The sequence below is a fragment of the Saccharopolyspora endophytica genome (genome assembly GCF_018070075.1).
Classification (GTDB): Bacteria; Actinomycetota; Actinomycetes; order Mycobacteriales; family Pseudonocardiaceae; genus Saccharopolyspora; species Saccharopolyspora endophytica.
Map to the genome: position 1 here is coordinate 416,695 of NZ_JAGPXE010000002.1, position 19,979 is coordinate 436,673.

The 19,979-nt window shown below is 66.3% G+C and carries 15 protein-coding genes; 12 read left to right on the forward strand and 3 right to left on the reverse strand.

Features of this window, described 5'->3' with window-relative positions:
* Nucleotides 1–16 precede the first annotated feature (16 nt).
* From KBO27_RS06015 to KBO27_RS34520, 4 genes are all read left to right on the forward strand, one after another.
* Nucleotides 17–1,576 (forward strand): long-chain-fatty-acid--CoA ligase, encoded by a 1,560-nt coding sequence (locus KBO27_RS06015; protein WP_210968935.1) that lies wholly within the window; start codon nt 17–19, stop codon nt 1,574–1,576.
* On the forward strand, nt 1,573–2,376 hold the full coding sequence (locus KBO27_RS06020; protein ID WP_210968936.1) for a PaaI family thioesterase: 804 nt from the start codon (nt 1,573–1,575) through the stop codon (nt 2,374–2,376). Before KBO27_RS06015 ends, KBO27_RS06020 begins: the two co-directional genes overlap by 4 nt.
* A 1,062-nt stretch (nt 2,377–3,438) precedes the next feature.
* Nucleotides 3,439–5,181: an AMP-binding protein gene (locus tag KBO27_RS06025; RefSeq protein WP_210968937.1), complete on the forward strand. Its 1,743-nt coding sequence runs from the start codon at nt 3,439–3,441 to the stop codon at nt 5,179–5,181.
* Between the two features lie 9 nt (nt 5,182–5,190).
* Complete coding sequence (locus KBO27_RS34520; protein WP_210968938.1) at nt 5,191–6,351, forward strand: acyl-CoA dehydrogenase family protein; 1,161 nt, start codon at nt 5,191–5,193, stop codon at nt 6,349–6,351.
* Between the two features lie 22 nt (nt 6,352–6,373).
* Here the strand turns inward: KBO27_RS34520 and KBO27_RS06035 are convergent, their stop codons facing one another.
* Nucleotides 6,374–7,354, reverse strand: coding sequence for a PaaX family transcriptional regulator (locus KBO27_RS06035; RefSeq protein WP_307870260.1), 981 nt, complete (start codon nt 7,352–7,354; stop codon nt 6,374–6,376).
* Nucleotides 7,355–7,543: 189 nt separating this feature from the next.
* Here KBO27_RS06035 and KBO27_RS06040 point away from each other — a divergent pair, with 189 nt between their 5' ends.
* Both KBO27_RS06040 and KBO27_RS06045 read left to right on the forward strand, forming a co-directional pair.
* Complete coding sequence (locus KBO27_RS06040) at nt 7,544–9,883, forward strand: xanthine dehydrogenase family protein molybdopterin-binding subunit (protein ID WP_307870261.1); 2,340 nt, start codon at nt 7,544–7,546, stop codon at nt 9,881–9,883.
* Between the two features lie 41 nt (nt 9,884–9,924).
* Nucleotides 9,925–10,389, forward strand: coding sequence for a (2Fe-2S)-binding protein (locus KBO27_RS06045; RefSeq protein WP_210968940.1), 465 nt, complete (start codon nt 9,925–9,927; stop codon nt 10,387–10,389).
* A gap of 169 nt (nt 10,390–10,558) precedes the next feature.
* On the opposite strand, the gene KBO27_RS06050 is transcribed toward KBO27_RS06045, so the two are convergent.
* Nucleotides 10,559–11,713 (reverse strand): acyl-CoA dehydrogenase family protein, encoded by a 1,155-nt coding sequence (locus tag KBO27_RS06050; protein ID WP_210968941.1) that lies wholly within the window; start codon nt 11,711–11,713, stop codon nt 10,559–10,561.
* A gap of 389 nt (nt 11,714–12,102) precedes the next feature.
* On the opposite strand from KBO27_RS06050, the gene KBO27_RS06055 reads away from it, so the two are divergent.
* The 6 genes from KBO27_RS06055 (at nt 12,103) to KBO27_RS06080 (ending at nt 19,176) form a co-directional block, all read left to right on the forward strand.
* On the forward strand, nt 12,103–12,885 hold the full coding sequence (locus tag KBO27_RS06055; RefSeq protein ID WP_210968942.1) for an electron transfer flavoprotein subunit beta/FixA family protein: 783 nt from the start codon (nt 12,103–12,105) through the stop codon (nt 12,883–12,885).
* A 28-nt stretch (nt 12,886–12,913) separates the two neighbouring features.
* Nucleotides 12,914–13,873 (forward strand): electron transfer flavoprotein subunit alpha/FixB family protein, encoded by a 960-nt coding sequence (locus KBO27_RS06060; protein WP_210968943.1) that lies wholly within the window; start codon nt 12,914–12,916, stop codon nt 13,871–13,873.
* A gap of 321 nt (nt 13,874–14,194) precedes the next feature.
* On the forward strand, nt 14,195–15,175 hold the full coding sequence (locus KBO27_RS06065) for a quinone oxidoreductase family protein (protein ID WP_210968944.1): 981 nt from the start codon (nt 14,195–14,197) through the stop codon (nt 15,173–15,175).
* Between the two features lie 29 nt (nt 15,176–15,204).
* Nucleotides 15,205–15,987 carry an enoyl-CoA hydratase/isomerase family protein gene (locus KBO27_RS06070; protein WP_210968945.1) on the forward strand — a complete coding sequence of 261 codons (783 nt, stop codon included), beginning with the start codon at nt 15,205–15,207 and terminating at the stop codon, nt 15,985–15,987.
* Nucleotides 15,988–16,049: 62 nt separating this feature from the next.
* Nucleotides 16,050–17,225: an acyl-CoA dehydrogenase family protein gene (locus tag KBO27_RS06075; protein ID WP_210968946.1), complete on the forward strand. Its 1,176-nt coding sequence runs from the start codon at nt 16,050–16,052 to the stop codon at nt 17,223–17,225.
* A gap of 1 nt (nt 17,226) precedes the next feature.
* The gene (locus KBO27_RS06080; protein WP_210968947.1) at nt 17,227–19,176 is read left to right on the forward strand and encodes an AMP-binding protein; all 1,950 of its coding nucleotides are present in this window, start codon (nt 17,227–17,229) and stop codon (nt 19,174–19,176) included.
* 47 nt (nt 19,177–19,223) lie between these two features.
* Here KBO27_RS06080 and KBO27_RS06085 read toward each other — a convergent pair whose 3' ends face one another.
* Nucleotides 19,224–19,940 (reverse strand): FadR/GntR family transcriptional regulator, encoded by a 717-nt coding sequence (locus tag KBO27_RS06085; RefSeq protein ID WP_210968948.1) that lies wholly within the window; start codon nt 19,938–19,940, stop codon nt 19,224–19,226.
* Nucleotides 19,941–19,979: the final 39 nt, after the last annotated feature.

The window sequence follows — 19,979 nt, forward strand, 5'->3', positions numbered from 1 at the left end:
CACGAAAGGAGCCAACATGTGGCTTTACTCAGAAATCCGCACACTCGATGACATTCCACGTCACTACGCGAGGACCAACCCGGACCGTCCGGCGCTGATCGACGGCCGCGGACCGGTCTCCTGGTCGGATCTGGACCGACGGTCCAACCAGGTCGCGCAGCTCATGGTGAAGCTCGGCGTCGCACGCGGAGATCGGGTGGCCGTCCTGGGCAAGAACGGCCGTCAGAACTTCGAACTGCTCTTCGGAGTGAACAGGATTTCGGCGGCGCTGGTCCCCTTGAACTGGCGGCTCGCGCCTCCGGAACTGGTGGACATCATCGCAGACGCGCGCCCCGCTGTGCTGCTCGCGGACGCGGAGTATGCCGAGACAGCAGCAAGAGTGATCGAGACCAGCGGAGTGCCATGCCGCGTGATCGGTTACGACTCCACGCGGCCAGGCGTCAGCGAATTGGACGAACTCCTCGCAGCGGCTCCCGCGGTGGACCCCGCTACCGAAGTCAACCCGTGGCATACGGCAGTGCTGATGTACACCTCCGGCACCACCGGCAAGCCGAAGGGGGTGCAGCTCTCGCACCAGAACTACCTCTACCTCCGGCTCTGCGAGCACCTCGAGCCCTCGTTCAGCTACACCTCCGACGACGTGATGCTCACCGTCGTGCCGTTGTTCCACGCCATGGGCGTCGGCCTCTCGTTGCAGGCGCTCTACAACGGCGCCGCCGTCGCCGTGTACCCCATGCCGACCCCTGGCGAACTGCTCGAGCTGATCGCCCACGACCGGCCCACGATCCTGCCGCTGGTGCCCACGGTCATCCAGATGATGCTGAATCAGCCCGGAGCCGCCACCGTCGACCTCTCCTGCGTACGGGTCGTGGTCTACGCGGGCGCCGCGATGCCGCTTCCGCTGCTCCAGCGCGCCCTCACCGCAATGGACTGTGACTTCATCCAGTTCTACGGCGGCACCGAAACTTGCGCGGGTGTCACCTTCCTCCGACCGGAGCAACACCGCCAAGGCGTCAAACTCGAATCTTGCGGGAGCCCGCTTCCCCTGATCGAGATCAAGGTGGCGGACCCGAACGGTAAGGAGGTAGCTGACGGCGAAGTAGGTGAGTTCCTCATCCGGTCTCCCTCGCTGACCACCGGCTACTTCAACCAGCCCGAGCTCACCGCCGCTGCCTTCCCGGATGGCTGGTACCGGTCGGGCGACGCGGGTTACCGCGACGCTGACGGTTTCTTGTACCTGGTTGACAGGGTGAAGGACATGATCATCACCGGCGGTGAGAATGTGTATTCGACGGAGGTCGAAAATGCCCTGGCTCGAATCGACGGGGTGCAGCAGTGTGCAGCGATCGGCGTTCCTGACGAAAAGTGGGGTGAGCGAGTCGTCGCCGTCGTGGTCCTCGCTCCCTCTGCAGCTTTAACAGAGGAAGACATCATCGCGCGCTGCCGCCAGTTCATCGCCGGTTACAAGCTACCGAAGGAGGTCAGGTTCGCAAACGCCCTCCCGATGACCGCCACCGGCAAAGTCATGAAGAACAGGCTCCGGGAGCAGGTTCGGCAAGGAGGTACGCCGGCGTGAAATTCCCCGTCATCATGGGGCCACCGGAGGCCGCGTTCGAGGTTAGGGACGTCACCGTCGACCGGCGCGGGACCACTGCGCGCGCCAAAATGGTTATCCGGAGCTGGATGTGCGATGGCCGGGGGAAGCTGCGGCCGGGCAACCTTGGCGTACTCGTGGACAACGTCCTCGGTTACTCCATCATCGCCGGTGCGCCGCAAGGTCATTGGGCGGTCACTACTGAGATGTCGGTAGACGTCACGGGGTCGTTACCCACGGACGGCTGCGTGCTACACGGTGAGGCGGAACTGATCGGCCGAAACGCGACCGACGGCTATGCCGAGGCGCTCGTCATCGACTCCGCCGGCCAGGTCGTCGCCCGGGCACGGCAGTGGGGACACTTCATCCCCGGACTCCCGCAAGTGGGCCCGTGCACCCCTGCTGGTTCCGGATTCGGTCCTCATCCAAGGCACCGCCCACCGGTGTTGCTCGAGCGGGAGTTGACGGACACCGACCGCGGACTCGTGGCGACCCTGGATGTCGAGTCCGGGGTCGCCAACCCGAACGGCAACTTGCACGGAGGCGTCGCGATGGCGTGGTCCGACGCAGCTGCGGCCGCCGCGCTGCAGAGGAACGGTGCGGCCTTTGCGACGACGTCGGCGCACGTCGCCTATGTCCGTCCGACGCCGGCCGGAGCAAGCCTTCAGATGATTGCCACCGTATCCCACCTAGGCCGGTCCCTGGGACTGGTCCACATCGTGTTCAGTCTCCCAGGCGGGAAGCAATGCATGTTCGCGACGGTTTCTGCTCACGGCATTTGACGACGAAATCGGCAATTGGTCAGGACCCAGGCGCTGCGAACAGCAGTGCAGTCTTGCCGACATCCCGTTCGGATGACCTAAACTGCACGACAGCCCCAACCGGCAAGAAGGTCTTCACAGTTGAGTGGCCGTGTGGACGTACTTTTGATCACTGCCCGGGTAGCGGGGCGAGCAGCCATGATCCCGCTGTGATTATCGAGTTGATGGCAGCGCCGTATTTGTGGGTCAAGTGGCAGGTTTGGCCAGGTGCTCCCGCAGGCGTTGCGCAGTCGTGATCACTGGGGGAGATTCTGAGCTGGCTTGGCAGCTCGCGACCGGGTGGGAATTTCGTCGGCTGTTCGTCTGCTGCGAGGGAAGTAGCGCTCGCCCCGGCGAAAGCGGTCAGTGAGATCGCAGCCAGCAGAAGTCGCCGGAAGGCAAGCATCGTTGAGGCTCCTTCCTGGCATGCCGGCGTCTGCCGTCTCAGCCACGGTCTTGCACGTTTCGCAGCAGGGGCTCTTCCCACCTAGAACAGTCTACTGACAATGGGACTGTGTCTAACGTTGTGTAGAAAGTCAACCCTTGTGGGGAGTGCGTTCGGCCGGTTGCATGCAGCATTCCAGTGGTGCGCCAAGCGGTGGATGCCCAGGTGTCCGGGCTTTCCGGCACTTCGCGGTTCCCGTTGCGACCGCCTTGCGGTCGCCCCTCGGGTGGGCGCGTGCGTGACAGGCCGTCGGCTCCGTGCCGGAACTCGATGCTGAGGGATGCCTGTCGAATCTCGTGGGCGCCCGGCCTTGCTCTTCTGTCATTTCGGTCCTACCTTTGGTACATAATACCAAACGATGTGATGGCGATCACGTATCGTAAGGGATTCTGCGAGGGAGGTGCGTTCACGTGCGCGGCTCGGTGCCTCCGTCGTAGCGGCCCGGAGTGCCCTGTAGTCGACATGCCGCCCAGCTGCGATCAAGGCCCGGTTCCGATCGTCGTCAGGGCGGAGTGAAGGCATCGCGATTCGGGGCTGCCGCGTCCCTGGTTGCCGCATGCCGGTTTCGTGCGGCACCTGACCAGGTACCTGCCGTGTGCGTGCGACTCGCCGACCAGGAGAGCGCGCTGGTGCGGTTTTGCCCTCCACGAGAAAAAGTCAGCCATGAGACCTTCGCCAGGAGTCAGGACATGACCACAGTAGACAGAGTTCTTGCCGAGTCGTATTGGCCGGCGGACGAGGGCGAGTCCGTCCACGATGTCACCATTGGGGATCTCCTCCGGGAAGCTGCCGCAACAGTTCCTGATCGGACGGCGCTGGTGGACGCGGTCGCGGATCAGGCTTCCCGCAGGAGCTGGACCTATGCGGAGTTCCTCGCCGATGCGACACGGGCGGCGCAGGCTCTCTTGGCGCGCTTCTCGCCGGGGGACCGGGTGGCCATCTGGGCGCCCAACAGCGCGGACTGGATCATCCTTCAGCAGGGGATCAGTCTTGCTGGGATGATCATGGTGGCGAGCAACCCGGCCTACCGGGCGCGCGAGCTCGAGTACGTGCTGCGGCAGTCGGGAGCTGTCGGCCTCTTCTACGCCGATTCCTACCGCGACGTTGAGCTGACGCCGATCGTGGAGGAGATTCGCCCCCGCCTGCCCGACCTCCGGGAGGCGATCCCGTTCTCCAGGTGGCAGGAGTTCCTGGGCAGCGGTGCCGACGTCGAGCTACCGCCCGTCGCTCCGACGGACCCGATTCAGGTCCAGTACACCTCCGGAACCACGGGGTTCCCCAAAGGTGCTCGACTGCATCACAAGGGGCTCGCCAACGCGGCGCGGTTCGTCTCAGAGCGCGCCGGTATGGGTGACGGTGGCGTGAACGTCAACTCGATGCCGATGTACCACATCGGCGGAGGTGCGGTGACCTCGTTGGGCACGTTGGCCAAGCGCGGCACGTTCGTCATCGTTCCGCAGTTCGACCCGGCTCTGATGCTGGAAACCTTCGAGACGTACCGGGGAACCCATTCCCTCCTCGTTCCCACGATGTTGATCGCCGTGCTCGACCACCCCGACCGCGAGAAGCGCGACCTGACGAGCCTGCAGACCATCATGAGCGGTGCGGCAACCGTCCCGGCGTCTCTCGTCCGCCGCGCGGCAGAGACCTTGGGATGTCGAACGACCATCCTGTTCGGGCAGACCGAGATGCACGGGGTGATCGCGCAGACCCGGGTGACCGATTCGCCGGAAGACCAGTCGGAGACGGTCGGGCAGCCGCTGCCGCACCTGGAGGTCAAGATCGCCGACGAGGTGACTGGCGAGGTCAAGTCCGTCGGTGAGGCAGGGGAGATCTGCTGCCGCGGCTACCAGAACATGATCGAGTACCACGAGATGCCGGAGGAAACCGAGTCGACCATCGACTCGGACGGCTGGCTGCACATGGGTGACTGGGGCTGCATGGACGAGCGCGGCTTCATCAAGATCACCGGGCGCCTCAAGGACATGATCATCCGTGGTGGCGTCAACATCTATCCGCGAGAGATCGAGGAGTTCCTGATCAGTCACCCCGCCGTTGCCGAGGTGGCGGTCGTCGGCGTTCCCGATGAGAAGTGGGGGGAGCAGCTGGCTGCCGTGGTCAGGCTCAACCCCGGTGCTGATAAGCCGACGGTGGAGGACATGCGTGCCTTCTGCCGTGCGGAGATGTCCGCGCACAAGACGCCGGCTTACTGGAGCTTCGTCGGGGAGCTCCCCATGACACCGACCGGCAAGGTCAAGAAGTACGTCCTGCGTGAACAGCTCTCCAGCGGAGAACTCGACACCGACACGCACCAGCCGGACAACGGCGAACAGGGCAAGTGAGGTGTCTGAGTGGATTTCGGGCTCACCGATGACCAGACTTCGGTGCGAGACGGCGTGCGGGACTTCGCGAACGCCGAGCTCGCGCCTGGGTACCTGGAGCGCGCTTCTCGAAGCGAATTCCCCTGGGAGATCCACCGGCGCGTCGCCGACCTAGGTGTCCTGGGTCTGCTCGCCGGTGCGGATCACAATCCGCTGGACACCGAGGACTTCGTGGCCGCAGGCCTGGCGGTGGAGGAGCTGGCCCACGCGGACGTCAACGTCGCCAACGCCGTCATTCCGGTGATGCTGGTGTCGAGCCTGATCGGCACGTTCGGCTCGGTGCGCGTGCGCGATGACCGGCTGGATTCGCTGGTCAAGGGCCAGGAATACGTGTCCTTCTGCTTGACCGAGCCGGACTCGGGCTCCGATGCCGGCGCCTTGCGGACCACCGCTATCGCCGTGGACGGCGGCTATGTGATCAGTGGGCAGAAGGCCTCCGTCACCATGCTCGCTCACGCGAGCGCCTTGATCGTGACCGCGCAGACCTATCGCGACGGGGTTCGTGCCGGAGTCTCCGCGTTCTTCGTCGAGCTCGACAGGGCTGGCGTGACGACCTCCGGCATGACGGACACCGGGTGGAAGCCCATGGGACGCGGTCTCGTGTACCTCGACGAGGTATGGGTGCCGGAGGACGCCCTCATCGGGGCGGAAGGAGCGGCCTTCCGAACCGTGCTCAACGGCTTCGACTTCACCAGGCCGCTGCTCGCGTTGACCGGAATCGGTTGTGCGAGAGCGTGTCTGGAAGAGACTGCCGCCTACGTGCGCGAGCGGGAGGCGTTCGGATCGCCGCTGTCCCGGTTCGAAGGCGTCTCGTTCCCGCTCGCCGAGCACAGCACCACTCTGGAGGCCGCCCGTCTGCTCTGCTACTCGACGCTGTGGAAACGGGGCGTCGGCGTCCGGCACACGGCTGACGCCGCCATGACCAAGTGGTACGGCCCGAAGATGGCCGGAGCCGCGATCAAGGACTGCCTGCTGCTGCATGGAAACTACGGGTATTCTGCGGAGTTTCCGTTCGAGCAGCGGGTGCGGGACGTGATGGCGCTGGAGATCGCCGACGGGACCGCGCAGATCCAGAAGATCATCATCGCCAGGGAGCTCTTCGGCGCGGACTTCATGCCCTACACCCGATGAGCGGCCTGAACGGTGCGGGCAGTCAGTCCGCACCGTTCGGCCGTGCTTCGCGGAGAATCTCCTCCCAGCGTTCCCACGCCCCAGCCAGCCACCGTTCGCGCCGGTTGCGGAACAGGTCCGAGGCCTCGTGCCCAACCCACTTCGGCAGCAGCTCTTCCGGCAGTTGTGGGTCCAGGCGCATGAACTGCTGGAGGTAGTTCCGCAGCTCGAGGTAGCTCAGCAGCACTTCGTCGCCGTCGGCCGGGCGGTGGTCGGCGTATCGGGCCAGCAGGGTTTGATAGGTGTTGGCCAGCTCGGCGAGGTTCCAGGCTCGCTGGACGATCTGCTCATCGCTGAGGCCGACGTCTTCGGTGTGCCCGACGAAGCTGATGGCGGTCTCGGTGAGGTTGAATTCCGCGATCAGGTCGCGGAGATCGCCTGCGGTGTCCACGTGCGGGGTGAGCCACACGCCCGGTGTCGGGTTTCCCATGCGCAGCCAGGCCAGGCCGCCGTAGAGGCGCTTGCGGGTGGTGCGCTCGCCCTGTGGCACTGACACCAGCAGGACCAGCCAGCGCCCGTCCCAGGGTTCGGACCGGTCGAGGAACTCCGTGGCCCGGTGCAGACCGTCTTCGATGATCTTCTTGCCGGACCGGGTCAGCCGCCAGCGCGCAGTCCGGCCGATGCGCTCCCGTTCGATCCACCCCGCATCCGCGGACCGCGAGATGGCTTGGCGAGCAGCGTGCCCCTCGACGCCGAGTCCGTTGAGAACCCGGACCAAGGCGGTGGTCCAGATCGCTTCATCGCGTGGGTAGGCGAACTCGCCCATCACCGTGAGCAACAGCGAGCGCGCGCTCGCTGTGGGCAGTGGCGATCCGCTTTCTGTATCACTCCCAGTCACGGCCCTATTTTCCCCGTTGCTGATGAGCGAGGTCCAACCGGGACCGCCAGGCATGCCGAGGGCCCGTGCGGAAGCCCGGACCGAAAAGTTACACACAAAAGTTGACGGGGTTTCTTGATTTGTCATGGATCACGTTCTACCTTCATGTTTCGTGACCAAGCGCAGCCGAGGCCAGGCCCGAAAGCAGCCGCTCCGCATCGGGTAGCGCACCGCGTCGGCCACGTTCGCGCTGTCGCGCAAACGTGGCGCAGTGGTCGGTAGCGACATCATCAGTGCAGCTCTGCGGCTACCGCAGGTCGAAACGATCACCTGGCCGTGCGGCAGCCCGAGCGACCGAAAAATTGTGAGGTATCGGTGGTCTTCGATCCGACGAAGGAGTCTTCGAGTGCATCGGCCATCGGCCGCCGGAGGTTCCTGAGCTACCTTCTGGCCGCACCCACGCTGACCGTGGCGACCGAGATCCTCTTGGACGGAGCTGCGGATACGGCCGAGGCCGCCGTGCCGTCGCCTCCGCAGCTCATCGGTGAGACGGTCGATCTTCAGGACGTCATCAATGTGATCGGCGCACCGACGTCCGCCCTGCTCTTCCAGATCACTGTGAACGAGGACAACACGGTGACCGTCCCGCTGCCTCGGGCAGAGGTGGGGCAGGGGTTGACCACGTCGGTTCCGATGCTGATCGCGGAAGAGATGGACATTCCGCTGGCCAACATCACGATGCCGCTCGCCGACGCGCGTCCGGAGTTGCTGTACGGGCAGCTCACCGGTGGGTCCTCGAGCATCACCTCGCTGTACAGGCCTGCCCGCCTCGCCGCTGCGGCGGCACGTGCCCGCCTGGTGGCGACCGCGGCCAACAGCTGGGGGGTGCCCGGTGATCGGCTCACGGTGTCCGACGGTGTCATCCACGCCCCGGACGGTCGCAGTGCGACCTTCGGCTCGTTGGCGGTCGCCGCAGCCAAGGCGAAGCTGCCCGACCTTCCCGTGCGGCTCAAGCCGGAGTCCGAGTTCAAGCTGGTGGGAGGCCGGGTGGGGCGCCTCGACGCCCGCCGGATCGTCACGGGATCCAACACCTACACCCAGGACCTGAACGTAGCGGGTGCGAAGCCGTGCGTGGTCCGTCGGCCGCCCACGATCAACGGCACCGTCAAGAAGGTGCACAACGCCGAGGCCGTCAAGCAGATGCCCGGCATCGTCGACGTGGCCACGATCCCCACGGGAGTCGCGGTGCTGGCCGAGACCTTCGCGTTCGCGGTGGACGGCGTGAACGCACTCGATGTGACGTGGGGTCCTGGCACCGTGGACGACGAGAGCGATGAAACCGTGCGTCGCAAGTTGCGCGCTGCGGTCGGGCCACTCGGCGACCCGCCGGTGAAGCTTCCGGCCGCCGGCGTGGAAACGCTCGAGATGGAATTCGACTTCGCGTTCCTGAGTCATGCCCCGCTGGAGACCAACGCGGCGGTCGCCGACGTCCGAGACGGCCGCGCCGAGGTGTGGGCGGCGGTGCAGATCCCGACGAGCACGCAGGAGAACGTCGCTCGGGAGCTGGGCATTCCGCAGACCTCGGTCACCGTCCACGTCATGCCCAGCGGAGGGTCGTTCGGGCGGCGCCTGTTCAACGACGCCGCGGTCGAAGCCGCGCTGATCTCGCAAGCGATGCGCAAGCCGGTGAAGCTGATCTGGCACCGCACCGATGACATCAGGCACGGACGCGTGCACCCCGCGAAGCACCACAAGGTGCGCATGCACCACTCGGGCGACCAGGTGCTGTCCTACGAGCACTGGAACGCTGCGGTCGACACCTCGCTGGAACACGGATTCGGTGACGCGCTGACCACTGCGGCCAGCAAGTTCCCGGCCGTCGGCAACGAGAGCGTCAGCCAGCTGATGTTCCGCGCGATGGTGCACTGCCCCTACAACTTCGGTGCGGTCGCGACCCACCTGCACGAGGTCTCGATCCCGTTGAACACCGGAAGCTGGCGTTCGGTCTTCTCGCTCAACGTCCGTGGCGTCGAAGAGATCGCGGTCGACGAGCTCGCCCGACGGCTCGGCAAGGACGCGGTCCAGGTCCGCCGCGACTTCCTCAAAGACGATCGGCAGAGGGCGATCCTCGACAAGGTCGTAGAAGAGGGCGAATGGGGCAAGGCGATGCCCGAAGGCTTCGCCCAGGGGATCGCCTTCCACGACGAGATGAAGGGAGTCATGGCGGTCCTCGTCGAGATCGACGCGCGGGACCCCCAGCACCCCAGGGTGGTCAAGGCCGTGATGGCCGTCGACGTCGGCCGCCCGATCAACGTCAGCGGTATCGAGGCCCAGGCGCTCGGTGGACTCACCGACGGCATTTCGGTGGCGCTGCGCGGTGGGCTGCACCTGCGTGACGGTTACTTCCTGGAAGGCAGTTACCACAACTTCCATTACGCACGGCAGAAGAACACCCCGACGGATGTGCAGATCTTCGTGCAGCCCGGTGAGGGTGAGCCGGGAGGTATGGGCGAGTTCGCGGTGCCGGTGGCGTTCGCGGCGGTTGTCAACGCGTATCGCCGGGCTACCGGGATCATGCCCACCAGGTTCCCGATCGACAACGAGCTCGACTACGAGCCGTACCCACCGGGACCTGTTCCCGGCCCGCCGATGCGTCCTCTCCCGGCCCGGAACTGACTGCGGCCTTCCGAACCAGAATCGTCCACGGAGGAGTTCCCGTGCCGCGTTACACCTTCACACTCAACGGCAACGAGGTCAGCGTCGAGGCGCCGGCCAACCACCCGCTGCTCTGGACCCTGCGAGATCAGCTCGGCGTGACAGGCCCGAAGATGGGGTGCAACCTCGATGTGTGCAAAGCCTGCACCTGCCTGATCGACGGCGAGGCCTACACGACCTGCGTCACCGCCATGTCCGATGTCGAGGGCCGTGAGGTCACCACGATCGAAGGCCTGGCCGACGGGGATGAGTTGCACCCCGTCCAGCAGGCCTGGCTCGAGATGGACGTGCCGCAGTGCGGCTTCTGCCAGCCCGGGCAGATCATGAACGCGGTGGCACTGCTGAAGAATACCAGCGAGCCGACTGACGCCGAGATCGACGAGATCGAGAACGTCTGTCGGTGCGGCACCTACTTCCGCATCCGCAAGGCGATCAAGTCGGCTGCGGAGAAGTCAGGCGGGAACTAGAAACCCGCCGGTGAGGGCTGTTCTCGAACTGCGTGCGAGCGGCAGTGCCGCGATCCGGAACCCCCCCACGCCGGCTACCGGCGCCGCGACGCAGAAGCGAAGTCAAGAACAGTCCAATGGGAACGCCCTTCGGGATTCGCGGGAGTCCCGAAGGGCGTTCTTTTCCTCGCTAGTACACGACGCTGCCGCGGTCGAAGACGTCCTTGGCGATGATCCGCTTCTGGATTTCCGCTGTGCCGTCGGCAACGAGGTAGGCCATCACGTCGCGATGCCGCTGCTGGAGCGGGAACTCGGTGGAGTAGCCGAGGTTGCCGTGGATCTTCATGGCGGCCTCGATGGCGTTCTTGGCGACCACCGGTGGCCACCACTTGCTCATCGACGCCAGCGAGGTGTGCGGCTTGTTCTCCTCCCGCAACCAGAGCGCGTGGTAGCACATCCACCGGGCCGCTTCCAGGTACGTGGTGTGCTCGGCGATCTGGAACGACACGCCCTGGTAGTCGGCGATCGGTTTGCCGAAGGCGTGCCTGTCGGTGGCGTACGTGGCGGCCTCGTCCAGACTGACCTGAGCCGCACCCAAGCACATCAGGCCGATCGCGGCGCGGCTGAAGTCGAAGTGGCTCATGACAGCCTGGAATCCCTTCCCCGGCTCTCCGACCAGGTGCGATTCCGGCACGAGGACGTCGTCGAGGTGGATCGATCCCCAGCCGAGCGGGAGGCACCCCATGCCCGGCATGTGGTGCACGCTCACGCCCTCGGCATCAAGCGGGACCAGGTAGCAGCTCACGCCGGCCGCGCGCTTGCTTCCCGGATCGCGGGCGTAGATCAAGGCAGCGGAGGCGTTGCAGGCCCAGGAGATCGCGGTCTTCTCACCGGTGAGACGCCAACCGCCGTCGACCGGGCGGGCTACCGTGGTCATCGCGGCGGCGTCCGAGCCGGACCCGGGCTCGGTGAGGGCGATCGCGACCGTTTCGCGGCCCTCGATCATCGCCGGCAGGTAGTGCTGCCGGACCTCGTCGCTGGCATGCACCAGCTGTGAGCCGATCAGGCCGATCTGGATCGGCGCGGATGCCAGGTTGACGTCCCCGTAGGCCAGCGTCTCGGTGGCCAGGCCCAGCATGATCGGGTCTTCGGCTCCCGTTCCGCCGTATTGTTCGGGAAGGCCGATGCCGAGCACGCCGAGCTCGCCGAGCTGTCGCAGGATGTCGAACGGGAATGTGGTGGATGCGGCTCGATCCCGGTAGCCCGGGAGCAGCTGCTTGCGGGTGAACTCCGCGAGGGTTTTCTGGAACTCGCTCTGTTCGTCACTGAACTCGAACGAAACCATCGGATAGCACCTTTCGTGAGATTGCGTGACAGGTGGTGGTTTTCCCAGCCGATCGGCGTCGCATCCACATCGGCCCGGTCGGGCGCTCGTCCTGACGGTTCAGGGGAGCCGGGCCGGCTGTGCGTTGAGCGCGGAGAGGTCGTGTAGAGCGCTGGGAGGACATGTCCGTCAATGGGCTGGCCAATCGGCGACGACGGTGTCTTGGTGATCTGTCCTCAACTTGGCTCCTCTTCCTGCGGATGGGCTCTGGCCTGACAGTGTTGCACTTTGGTCCGTCCTTTAATAGATTAGGCCAAAATTAGTCGTTGGTCGACGGAAGGGCGTCGACCGGCCTCCGAGCCTGAGCCGCGTTCTTCGCGAGCCGAGACCTGAAGTTGGGGCGTGGACAAGTGAACGTCGTGGTGTTGGTCAAGCAGGTGCCTGACACGTACTCCGAGCGCAAGCTCGCCGCTGCCGATCACACGCTGGACCGCGAGGCGGCCGATGCCGTGCTCGACGAGATCAACGAGCGTGCGGTGGAGGAGGCCCTGCAGATCACCGAATCGCAGGGTGGCGAGGTCACCGCGGTGTGCATGGGGCCGAACAGGGCCACCGAGGCCATTCGCAAGGCGTTGTCGATGGGCGCGCACAAGGCCGTGCACCTCTCGGATGACGCTCTCGCGGGCACCGATGCGCCGGCGACCGCGCGAGCCCTCGCTGCGGCGATCGGCACCGTGGAGTCGGTCGATCTGGTGATCGCGGGCAATGAAGCGACGGATGGGCGCACCGGTGCGGTGCCGGCGATGCTGGCGGAACTGCTCGGACTGCCGCAGCTGACCTACGTTCGCAAGCTCTCCACCGATGGGTCGGTGGTCACCGCGGCTCGGGAGACCGACGCCGGGATCGTTCACCTGCAGGCGAGTCTGCCTGCGGTCGTATCGGTGACGGAGAAGATCAACGAGCCGCGGTACCCGTCGTTCAAGGGAATCATGGCGGCCAAGAAGAAGCCGGTGACCGTGCTCTCGGCTGCCGATGCCGGTATCGACCCGACCGAGTTCGGACTGGCCAATGCCGGCTCGCAGGTCGTGGAATCCGCGCCGAAGCCCCCCAAGCAGGCCGGGCAGCGGGTGACCGACGAAGGCGAGGGCGGCATTGCCGTCGCCGAGTACCTGACTGGTCAGAAGCTCGTCTGAACCACTGGTTTTCGAGAGGAAGTACGTGATGTCCGAGGTCCTGGTTCTCGTCGACCACGTGGACGGCGAGGTCAAGAAGGTCGCGTTCGAGTTGTTGACCGCGGCGCGCCGGTTGGGTGAGCCCTCAGCGGTCGTCGTCGGTGAGCCGGGCGTGGCGGCCAAGCTCAACGATGTGCTGCGCACCTACGGCGCGGCGAAGGTGTACGCGGCCGAATCGGCCGAGGCCGGTCAGTACCTGGTGACGCCTTCGGTGGACGTGCTGGCCGAGCTGGTGGGATCGGTTTCGCCGGTGGCGGTGCTCCTGCCGGCCTCGGTGGACGGAAAGGAGATCGCCGGTCGGCTTGCGGTGCGCACCGGTGCGGGACTGCTGTCGGAGGCGGTCGACCTCGACGGTGAGGGAGTTGCCTCCCACTCGCTGTTCGGCGGTGGCTACGTAGCCAAGGCCAAGGTCGTCAAGGGTGCGCCGGTGGTCACCGTGCTGCCGGGTGCAATCGAGGCCGAGCAAGCCGAAGGGGCGGCCGCTGAACATGCGGTCGAGGTCCCGGCGCCCGATGCGACGAAGTCGGCGCGGATCACCGGACGGGAACCGGTCGAGGGCGGCGACAGGCCGGAGCTGACCGAGGCCTCCGTGGTCGTCTCGGGTGGCCGTGGCGTCGGTTCGGCGGAGAGCTTCGAGGTGGTCGAGAAGTTGGCGGACTCGCTCGGTGCGGCGGTGGGTGCTTCCCGCGCGGCTGTGGACTCCGGCTTCTACCCGCACCAGTTCCAGGTGGGGCAGACCGGCAAGACCGTCTCACCGCAGCTCTACATCGCCCTGGGCATCTCCGGCGCGATCCAGCACCGGGCGGGCATGCAGACGTCCAAGACGATCGTCGCGGTGAACAAGGATACCGAGGCACCGATCTTCGAGATAGCCGATTTCGGCGTGGTGGGCGATCTTTTCGCGGTCGCTCCGCAACTCGCCGACGAGATCGGCAAGCGCAAGAGCTGACGGGGGCGAGGTGAGACGTCCATGCTGTGCACGTGCATGTGCAACAAAGCCGGCCATCACGGAATCTGCCAGGAAACTGCGGATCTGAAATGCGTTCTCGCCTACCCGGCGATTCAGATGTACACGCCGGGGTTCATGTGCCGCCGCTGCTACGAGGCAGTGCTGCGGGTCGTAGATGCGGCGATACGTGCTTCGAAACCCGGGCAGACCGAAGCGGGCAGCGAAGTCGTCAGCGGCGCCGGATCCGGGATGTCGCAGCGCGGACGGCGCTGATGGCGGCGTGTTCAAGCCGGTAGCAGTCGGCCCGAATAGGGGAGTGCGATGAAAGCGGTGGTCCTGCGCGAGTTCGGAGCTGCGGGAAATCTGCGTTGCGAAGAAGTCCCCGACCCCGAGGAGAAGTCTGGCTCGGTGACCGTGAAGCTGCGCGCCAGTGCGCTGAACTGGCACGATGTGCTGGTCCGGGAAGGCCGGTACGGCTCACGGCTGCCGCACGTGCTCGGTGCCGACGGCGCGGGAACCCGGGTCGACACCGGTGAGGACGTACTCGTCATCCCGTCCCTGTGGTGGGGCGACGACGACAGCGCCCCTGGCCCGGACTGGGAGATCCTCGGCGACCACCACGCAGGAACCTACGCGGAGCTGGTGACCGTGCCGGCCGACTGCGTTCACCCGAAACCTGCGGGCCTGGACTGGCAGCAGGCCGCGGCCCTGCCGCTCGTCGGGCTGACGACCTACCGGGCGTTGTTCACGCGTGGGCGATTGCGCAAGGGCGAATCGGTCCTCGTGCTCGGTGCGGGAGGTGGTGTCGCCACGACGGCGGTCAGTCTGGCGGCCGCCTGCGGTGCCACGGTCGTGGTCACCTCGTCATCGTCGGAAAAGGTCGCGCGATCACGGGAACTCGGTGCCGCGGACGGTGTTCTCTACACCGAGGACCAGTGGTGGCTGGCGGCAAAGCGACTGACTCCCCGGGGACGCGGCTTCGATGTCGTGCTCGACCCGGTGGGGAGCTGGCCGGAGTCGATTGAGGCCCTGCGTCCCGGCGGACGGCTCGTGGTGCTCGGCTCGTCGGTTCGCACCGACGCGATGCTCGACGTGCGCCAGTTCTACTTCGGACAGTACGACCTGCTCGGAACCACGATGGGCAGCCCGCGAGATTTCGCCGGGCTGATGTCGATGGTGGAGAGCGGGGAGGTTCGGCCTCCGGTGATCGACGAGGTGTTCCCGCTAGACCAGGCCGCCAAGGCCCACGAACACCTGGAGAAGGGCGGCGGCTTCGGCAAGGTCGTCCTGACGCACGAGTGACGTTTCCGCGAGTTGAAGGAGTGTGGCCGATGGCCGGCGATCTGGTCCGGTACGAGGTGGACGATCACGCCGCAGTGATCACGTTGGACGATCCCGCGACTCGCAACGCGCTCGGTGACGAGCTGCTCGACCAGCTCCTGGATTTGCTCGACCACGCAGCAGTCGATGACGACGTGCGGGTGGTCGTGCTCACCTCTTCGCACGCGAAGGTCTTCTCCTCCGGCGGGAACCTGAAGGCCTTCGCCGACGACCGCCCGACGATCGAGAAGTACGCCGGACTGGACCGTTTTCCGCGGATCTACAAGAAGCTCGCGCAGCTGGGCAAGCCCGTGATCTGCGCGGCCAACGGTGATGTGCTGGCGGGGGCCTTCGGGTTGGCGTTGGCGTGCGATCTGGTCATAGCGAAGGACTCGGTGCGCTTCGGCTGCCCGGAGATCAACGTGGGCGCGTTCCCGTTCATGATCTCGGCGCTGATCTACCGCAACGTCCCGAGGATGAAGGCCAACGAGCTGATGATGGTCGGTGACCTGATCACGGCTGAGCAGGCCCGCGAGCTCGGCGTGGTCAACGCGGTCGTCCCGGCTGGAGACTTCGACGAGGCCGTCCGGGACTGGACGCGGAAGATCGCCGGCAAGTCGCCGCTGCTGATGAAGTTGGGCAAGAACGCCGTCGATGCCACGCGGGACCTCGCCTTCGGTGAAGCGCTGGACGTTCTTCAGGCGCAGCTGGCTCTCGCGTTCACCACCGAGGACCTGCGCGAGGGCGTTCGCGCCTTCCAGGAGAAGCGCACGCCGGTGTGGGGGATGCGTTAACCCTTGCATTTTGGTCTGACCAAAAGTATTATCACTCCAAAATTGCCTCAGAGGGTGTGACCATGGAGCTATCCGATTCGACCGAGCAGCAGCGGTTCCGCTCCGAGGTGAGGGAGTGGCTGGCCGGTGCGCTGCCGCGCCTGCCGTGGCCTGAGCCGGCCGACCTCGTCGGGAAGCGGCCGTTCTGGCAGCAGTGGCAGCGCATGCTCTACGACGCCGGATACGCGGGCCTGTCCTGGCCGAAGGAATACGGCGGTGTCGGGGCGGACGCGCAGTACCGGGCGATCTTCAACGAGGAGCTGGACCGGGCCGGCGCTCCGGAGCGGTTGAACACCATCGGCGAGGACTTCGCCGGGCCCACGATCATCGACTTCGGCACTGAGGAGCAGAAGAAGCGCTACCTCAAGCCGATCCTGACCGGGGAGCAGATCTGGTGCCAGCTGTTCTCCGAACCTGACTCGGGCTCCGACCTGGCCTCGCTGCGCACCAAGGCGACCAAGGTCGATGGCGGCTGGCGGATCTCCGGGCAGAAGATCTGGACCAGCCGGGCCCACCTCGCCGCCCACGCGATCCTGCTCGCCAGAACCGGGGGAGGGGATCGGCACAAGGGCATCACCTACTTCCTGCTGCCGATGGACAGCCCCGGCGTCACGGTGCGCCCGCTGGCGCACATGCTGGGCGAAGCGGAGTTCAACGAGGTCTTCCTCGACGACGTCTTCATGCCCGACGAACTGGTCGTCGGAGCGGTCGACGATGGCTGGCGCGTGGCGATGGCGACGCTGGGCTACGAGCGGGTGGCCATCGCGACCGGACGGGTCAACACCAAGCGAGCGGTCGAGTCGATCATCGACGACATCCGCGAGCGGACCGACGAGGACGGGCGACCGCTCGGTGCGGATCCCTTGGTCCGGCAGAAGGTCGCCGACCTCTACGGGCGCGCGTTGACCCACTACCTGATCGGCCAGCGAGTGACGACCCAGGCAGCCGATGGCGGGGCGCCGGGGCCGGTCACCTCGATCGGCAAGCTCTACTTCTGCCCCCTCGTCGAGGACCTCGCCGACTTCCGGCTCTCGCTCGACGAACTCGGCGGACAATTCGCGCTCGAGGACCAGGGCACGGCGGATGCGTCCTGGCTGCGGCTGGCCTACCAGTCCCGGGGCACCGCGATCGCCGGTGGGTCGACCTTCATCCAGCGCAACATCATCGCCGAGCGCATCCTCAAAATGCCCAGGAGCTGACATGTCCGACTACACCTGGTTCCCCACGGAGGAACGAGTCGAAAATGCCAATGTCACCAGGCTGGCCCGCGCGCACGGGCTCGATTCGCTCGCCGAACTGCGCGAGCGTTCGGTGCGCGACATCGGCTGGTACTGGGACGCGGTGGTGCAGGACCTACGACTTCCCTTCAGGACGCCCTATTCCGAGGCGGTCGATCTGACGGCGGGGATCCAGCGTCCGGAGTGGATGGTCGGCGGCGAGCTCAACGTCGTCGACGCGTGCGTGAACAGGTGGCTCGAAGACGAGCAGGTGGTCGACAGTCCCGCGGTCGTGCACGTCAGCGAGGACGACTCGGTCCGCACGCTCACCTACCGGGAGCTCGCCGATCGGGTCGAGCGGGTCGCCGCCGGGCTGCGCGACCTCGGAATCGGGCGCGGCGACGCGGTGGCGCTCTTCCTGCCGATGATTCCTGAAGCCGTCATCACCTGCTACGCGGTCGCCAAGCTCGGGGCCGTTCTCGTGCCGCTGTTCTCGGGCTTCGCCCCGGCCGCGATCGCCGCACGACTGCAGGACGCCGATGCCAAGGCGGTGGTGGTTGCCGACGGCACGGTGCGTCGCGGACGGACGGTGCGGATGAAGCCGTTGCTCGACGAGGCGCTGCGTTCGTGCCCGACCGTGCGCAACGTGGTCGTCGTCGACAACGTCGCCTCAGCCGATGAGCAGCCGCAGTTCCCGCAGGTGCCGGAGACGGCCTGGGCGGACCTGCTCCGCTCAGAGGGGACCGTTCCGACCGCGGTGGTGAAGTCGGCCGACACGCTGCTGCTGGCCTACACCTCCGGGACCACCGGCAAGCCGAAGGGCGCGGTGCACACCCACGCCGGGTTCCTGCTGAAAGTGGCCAGCGAGGTCGCCTACTCCTTCGACGTCAAGCGCGGAGGCGTGTTCTGCTGGGTGACCGACATGGGCTGGATCATGGGCCCGCTGTCGATCATGGGAACCCACGCCAACGGCGCCGCGCTCCTGCTCTACGAAGGTTCACCCGACGTGCCGGACCTGAACCGGCTGTGGCGGCTGGCCGCGCGGCATCGCATCACCATGCTCGGGGTGTCGCCGACGCTGATCAGGACGTTGCGTTCCAGCGGAACCCCGGTACCGGACGACCTGGACCTGTCCTCGGTGCAGGTGCTCGGGTCGACGGGGGAGTCCTGGGACCCGGATTCCTACCAGTGGCTGGCCGAGGAGGTCTTCGGCAGCAGGGTTCCGATCATCAACTTCTCCGGTGGGACCGAGGTCGGTGGCTCGTTCCTGGCCCCCTACCCCGTCGAACCGATCCGCAGCTGCTCGCTCGGTGGGCCGTCGCTGGGCATGGACGTCGACGTCGTGGACGACCGCGGCGAACCGCTGCGCGGTGAGGTCGGCGAGCTCGTCTGCCGCCAGCCCTGGCCGTCGATGACGCGCGGTGTGTGGAAGGACGATGCCCGCTACATCGAGGCGTACTGGTCGACGTTCCCGGGCATGTGGCGGCACGGTGACTTCGCCCTGATCGACGAGGACGGCAACTGGTTCATCCTCGGCCGGTCGGACGACGTGATGAACGTGGCCGGAAAGCGGTTGGCGCCTGCCGAAGTCGAGTCGGTGATGAGCACGCATCCCGCGGTCGGCGAGGTGGCCGCCGTCGGTGTCCCGGATGCCACGAAAGGCGAAGCGGTGTGGGCATTCTGGGTGCCGCGCCGTGGCGCGGAGAACGAGGAGGACGTCTCCGACAAGCTGCGCGAGATGGTGGCCAGCGAGCTCGGCAAGCCCTTCTCGCCTTCGCTGGTGCGTCGTGTCTCGCAGCTGCCGAAGACGCGGTCGGCCAAGATCCTCCGCCGGGCGATCCGCGCAGCGGCGCTGGGAAAAGACCCCGGGGACCTCTCCGGGGCGGAGAACCCCGACTCGCTAGCGGAGATCACCGCGGCTGCGAAGAGCTGATGCGCAGGTGTGAGCGCGGCCGGCCGTTTCGGGCCGGCCGCGGTTCCTCACTCGTCGTCGACCGCGATCTTCTCCCGCTCCTCGACTTCCAGAACCGCCTTGGCGTAGGAGTGCACGTGCCGGTTCATCCGGCGAACCGCGGCTTCCGGGTCGCGTTCGCGGATCGCGCTGGTGATGGACTTGTGCGCCTTCGCGGTCACGCTCCGGACCTCGTCATCGACGAACGCCTCGTTCTCGGTCGCGGTGTAGATCGCCTTGGACAGCGCGGACATGAACGCGATCAGCAGTTCGTTGTGGCTCGCGGCGGCCACTCCGACGTGCCAGTCGACGTTGGCCTGCAGGAAGTTCGTCAGGTTGTCGTCGTTGGTGGCGAGGGCTTTGTTGGCCGCGTCGAGCACCGCGAGGTCCTCGTCAGTGCGGTTCTGGGCTGCAAGGCGGGCGCAGAACGGTTCGATGGCCTCGCGGGTTTCCAGCAGGTCGGCGAGGCGGAGCTGGCGTCCTCGGATCAGCAGACTGATCGAGGTCGCCACCGAATCCTGGCTGGGGCGCTGCACGAAGGTTCCGCCCGCGCGGCCGGCCTTGATGCGCACCAGGCCCTGGACCTCGAGAATGCGCAGCGCCTCGCGGACCGTGGTGCGGCTCATCTGCGTCTGGGAAACCAGGTCGCGCTCCGGAGGAAGCGGGGTGTCCTCGGCGAACTCGCCGCTCAGGATCCGCTCCCGCAACTCGCTGGCCAGCACGTCCGATGCCTTCGGAACGGCCATGGGAGCCAACCGCACGGAGGAACGGTCCTTCTTCGGCGA

Coding starts and splice junctions, on each gene's coding strand:
- KBO27_RS06065 (WP_210968944.1), top strand. CDS start 14,195: ATGAAAGCGGTGGTCCTGCGCGAGTTCGGAGCTGCGGGAAATCTGCGT.
- KBO27_RS06015 (WP_210968935.1), top strand. CDS start 17: ATGTGGCTTTACTCAGAAATCCGCACACTCGATGACATTCCACGTCAC.
- KBO27_RS06060 (WP_210968943.1), top strand. CDS start 12,914: ATGTCCGAGGTCCTGGTTCTCGTCGACCACGTGGACGGCGAGGTCAAG.
- KBO27_RS06080 (WP_210968947.1), top strand. CDS start 17,227: ATGTCCGACTACACCTGGTTCCCCACGGAGGAACGAGTCGAAAATGCC.
- KBO27_RS06085 (WP_210968948.1), bottom strand. CDS start 19,940: ATGGCCGTTCCGAAGGCATCGGACGTGCTGGCCAGCGAGTTGCGGGAG.
- KBO27_RS06075 (WP_210968946.1), top strand. CDS start 16,050: ATGGAGCTATCCGATTCGACCGAGCAGCAGCGGTTCCGCTCCGAGGTG.
- KBO27_RS06035 (WP_307870260.1), bottom strand. CDS start 7,354: ATGACAAATCAAGAAACCCCGTCAACTTTTGTGTGTAACTTTTCGGTC.
- KBO27_RS06050 (WP_210968941.1), bottom strand. CDS start 11,713: ATGGTTTCGTTCGAGTTCAGTGACGAACAGAGCGAGTTCCAGAAAACC.
- KBO27_RS06070 (WP_210968945.1), top strand. CDS start 15,205: ATGGCCGGCGATCTGGTCCGGTACGAGGTGGACGATCACGCCGCAGTG.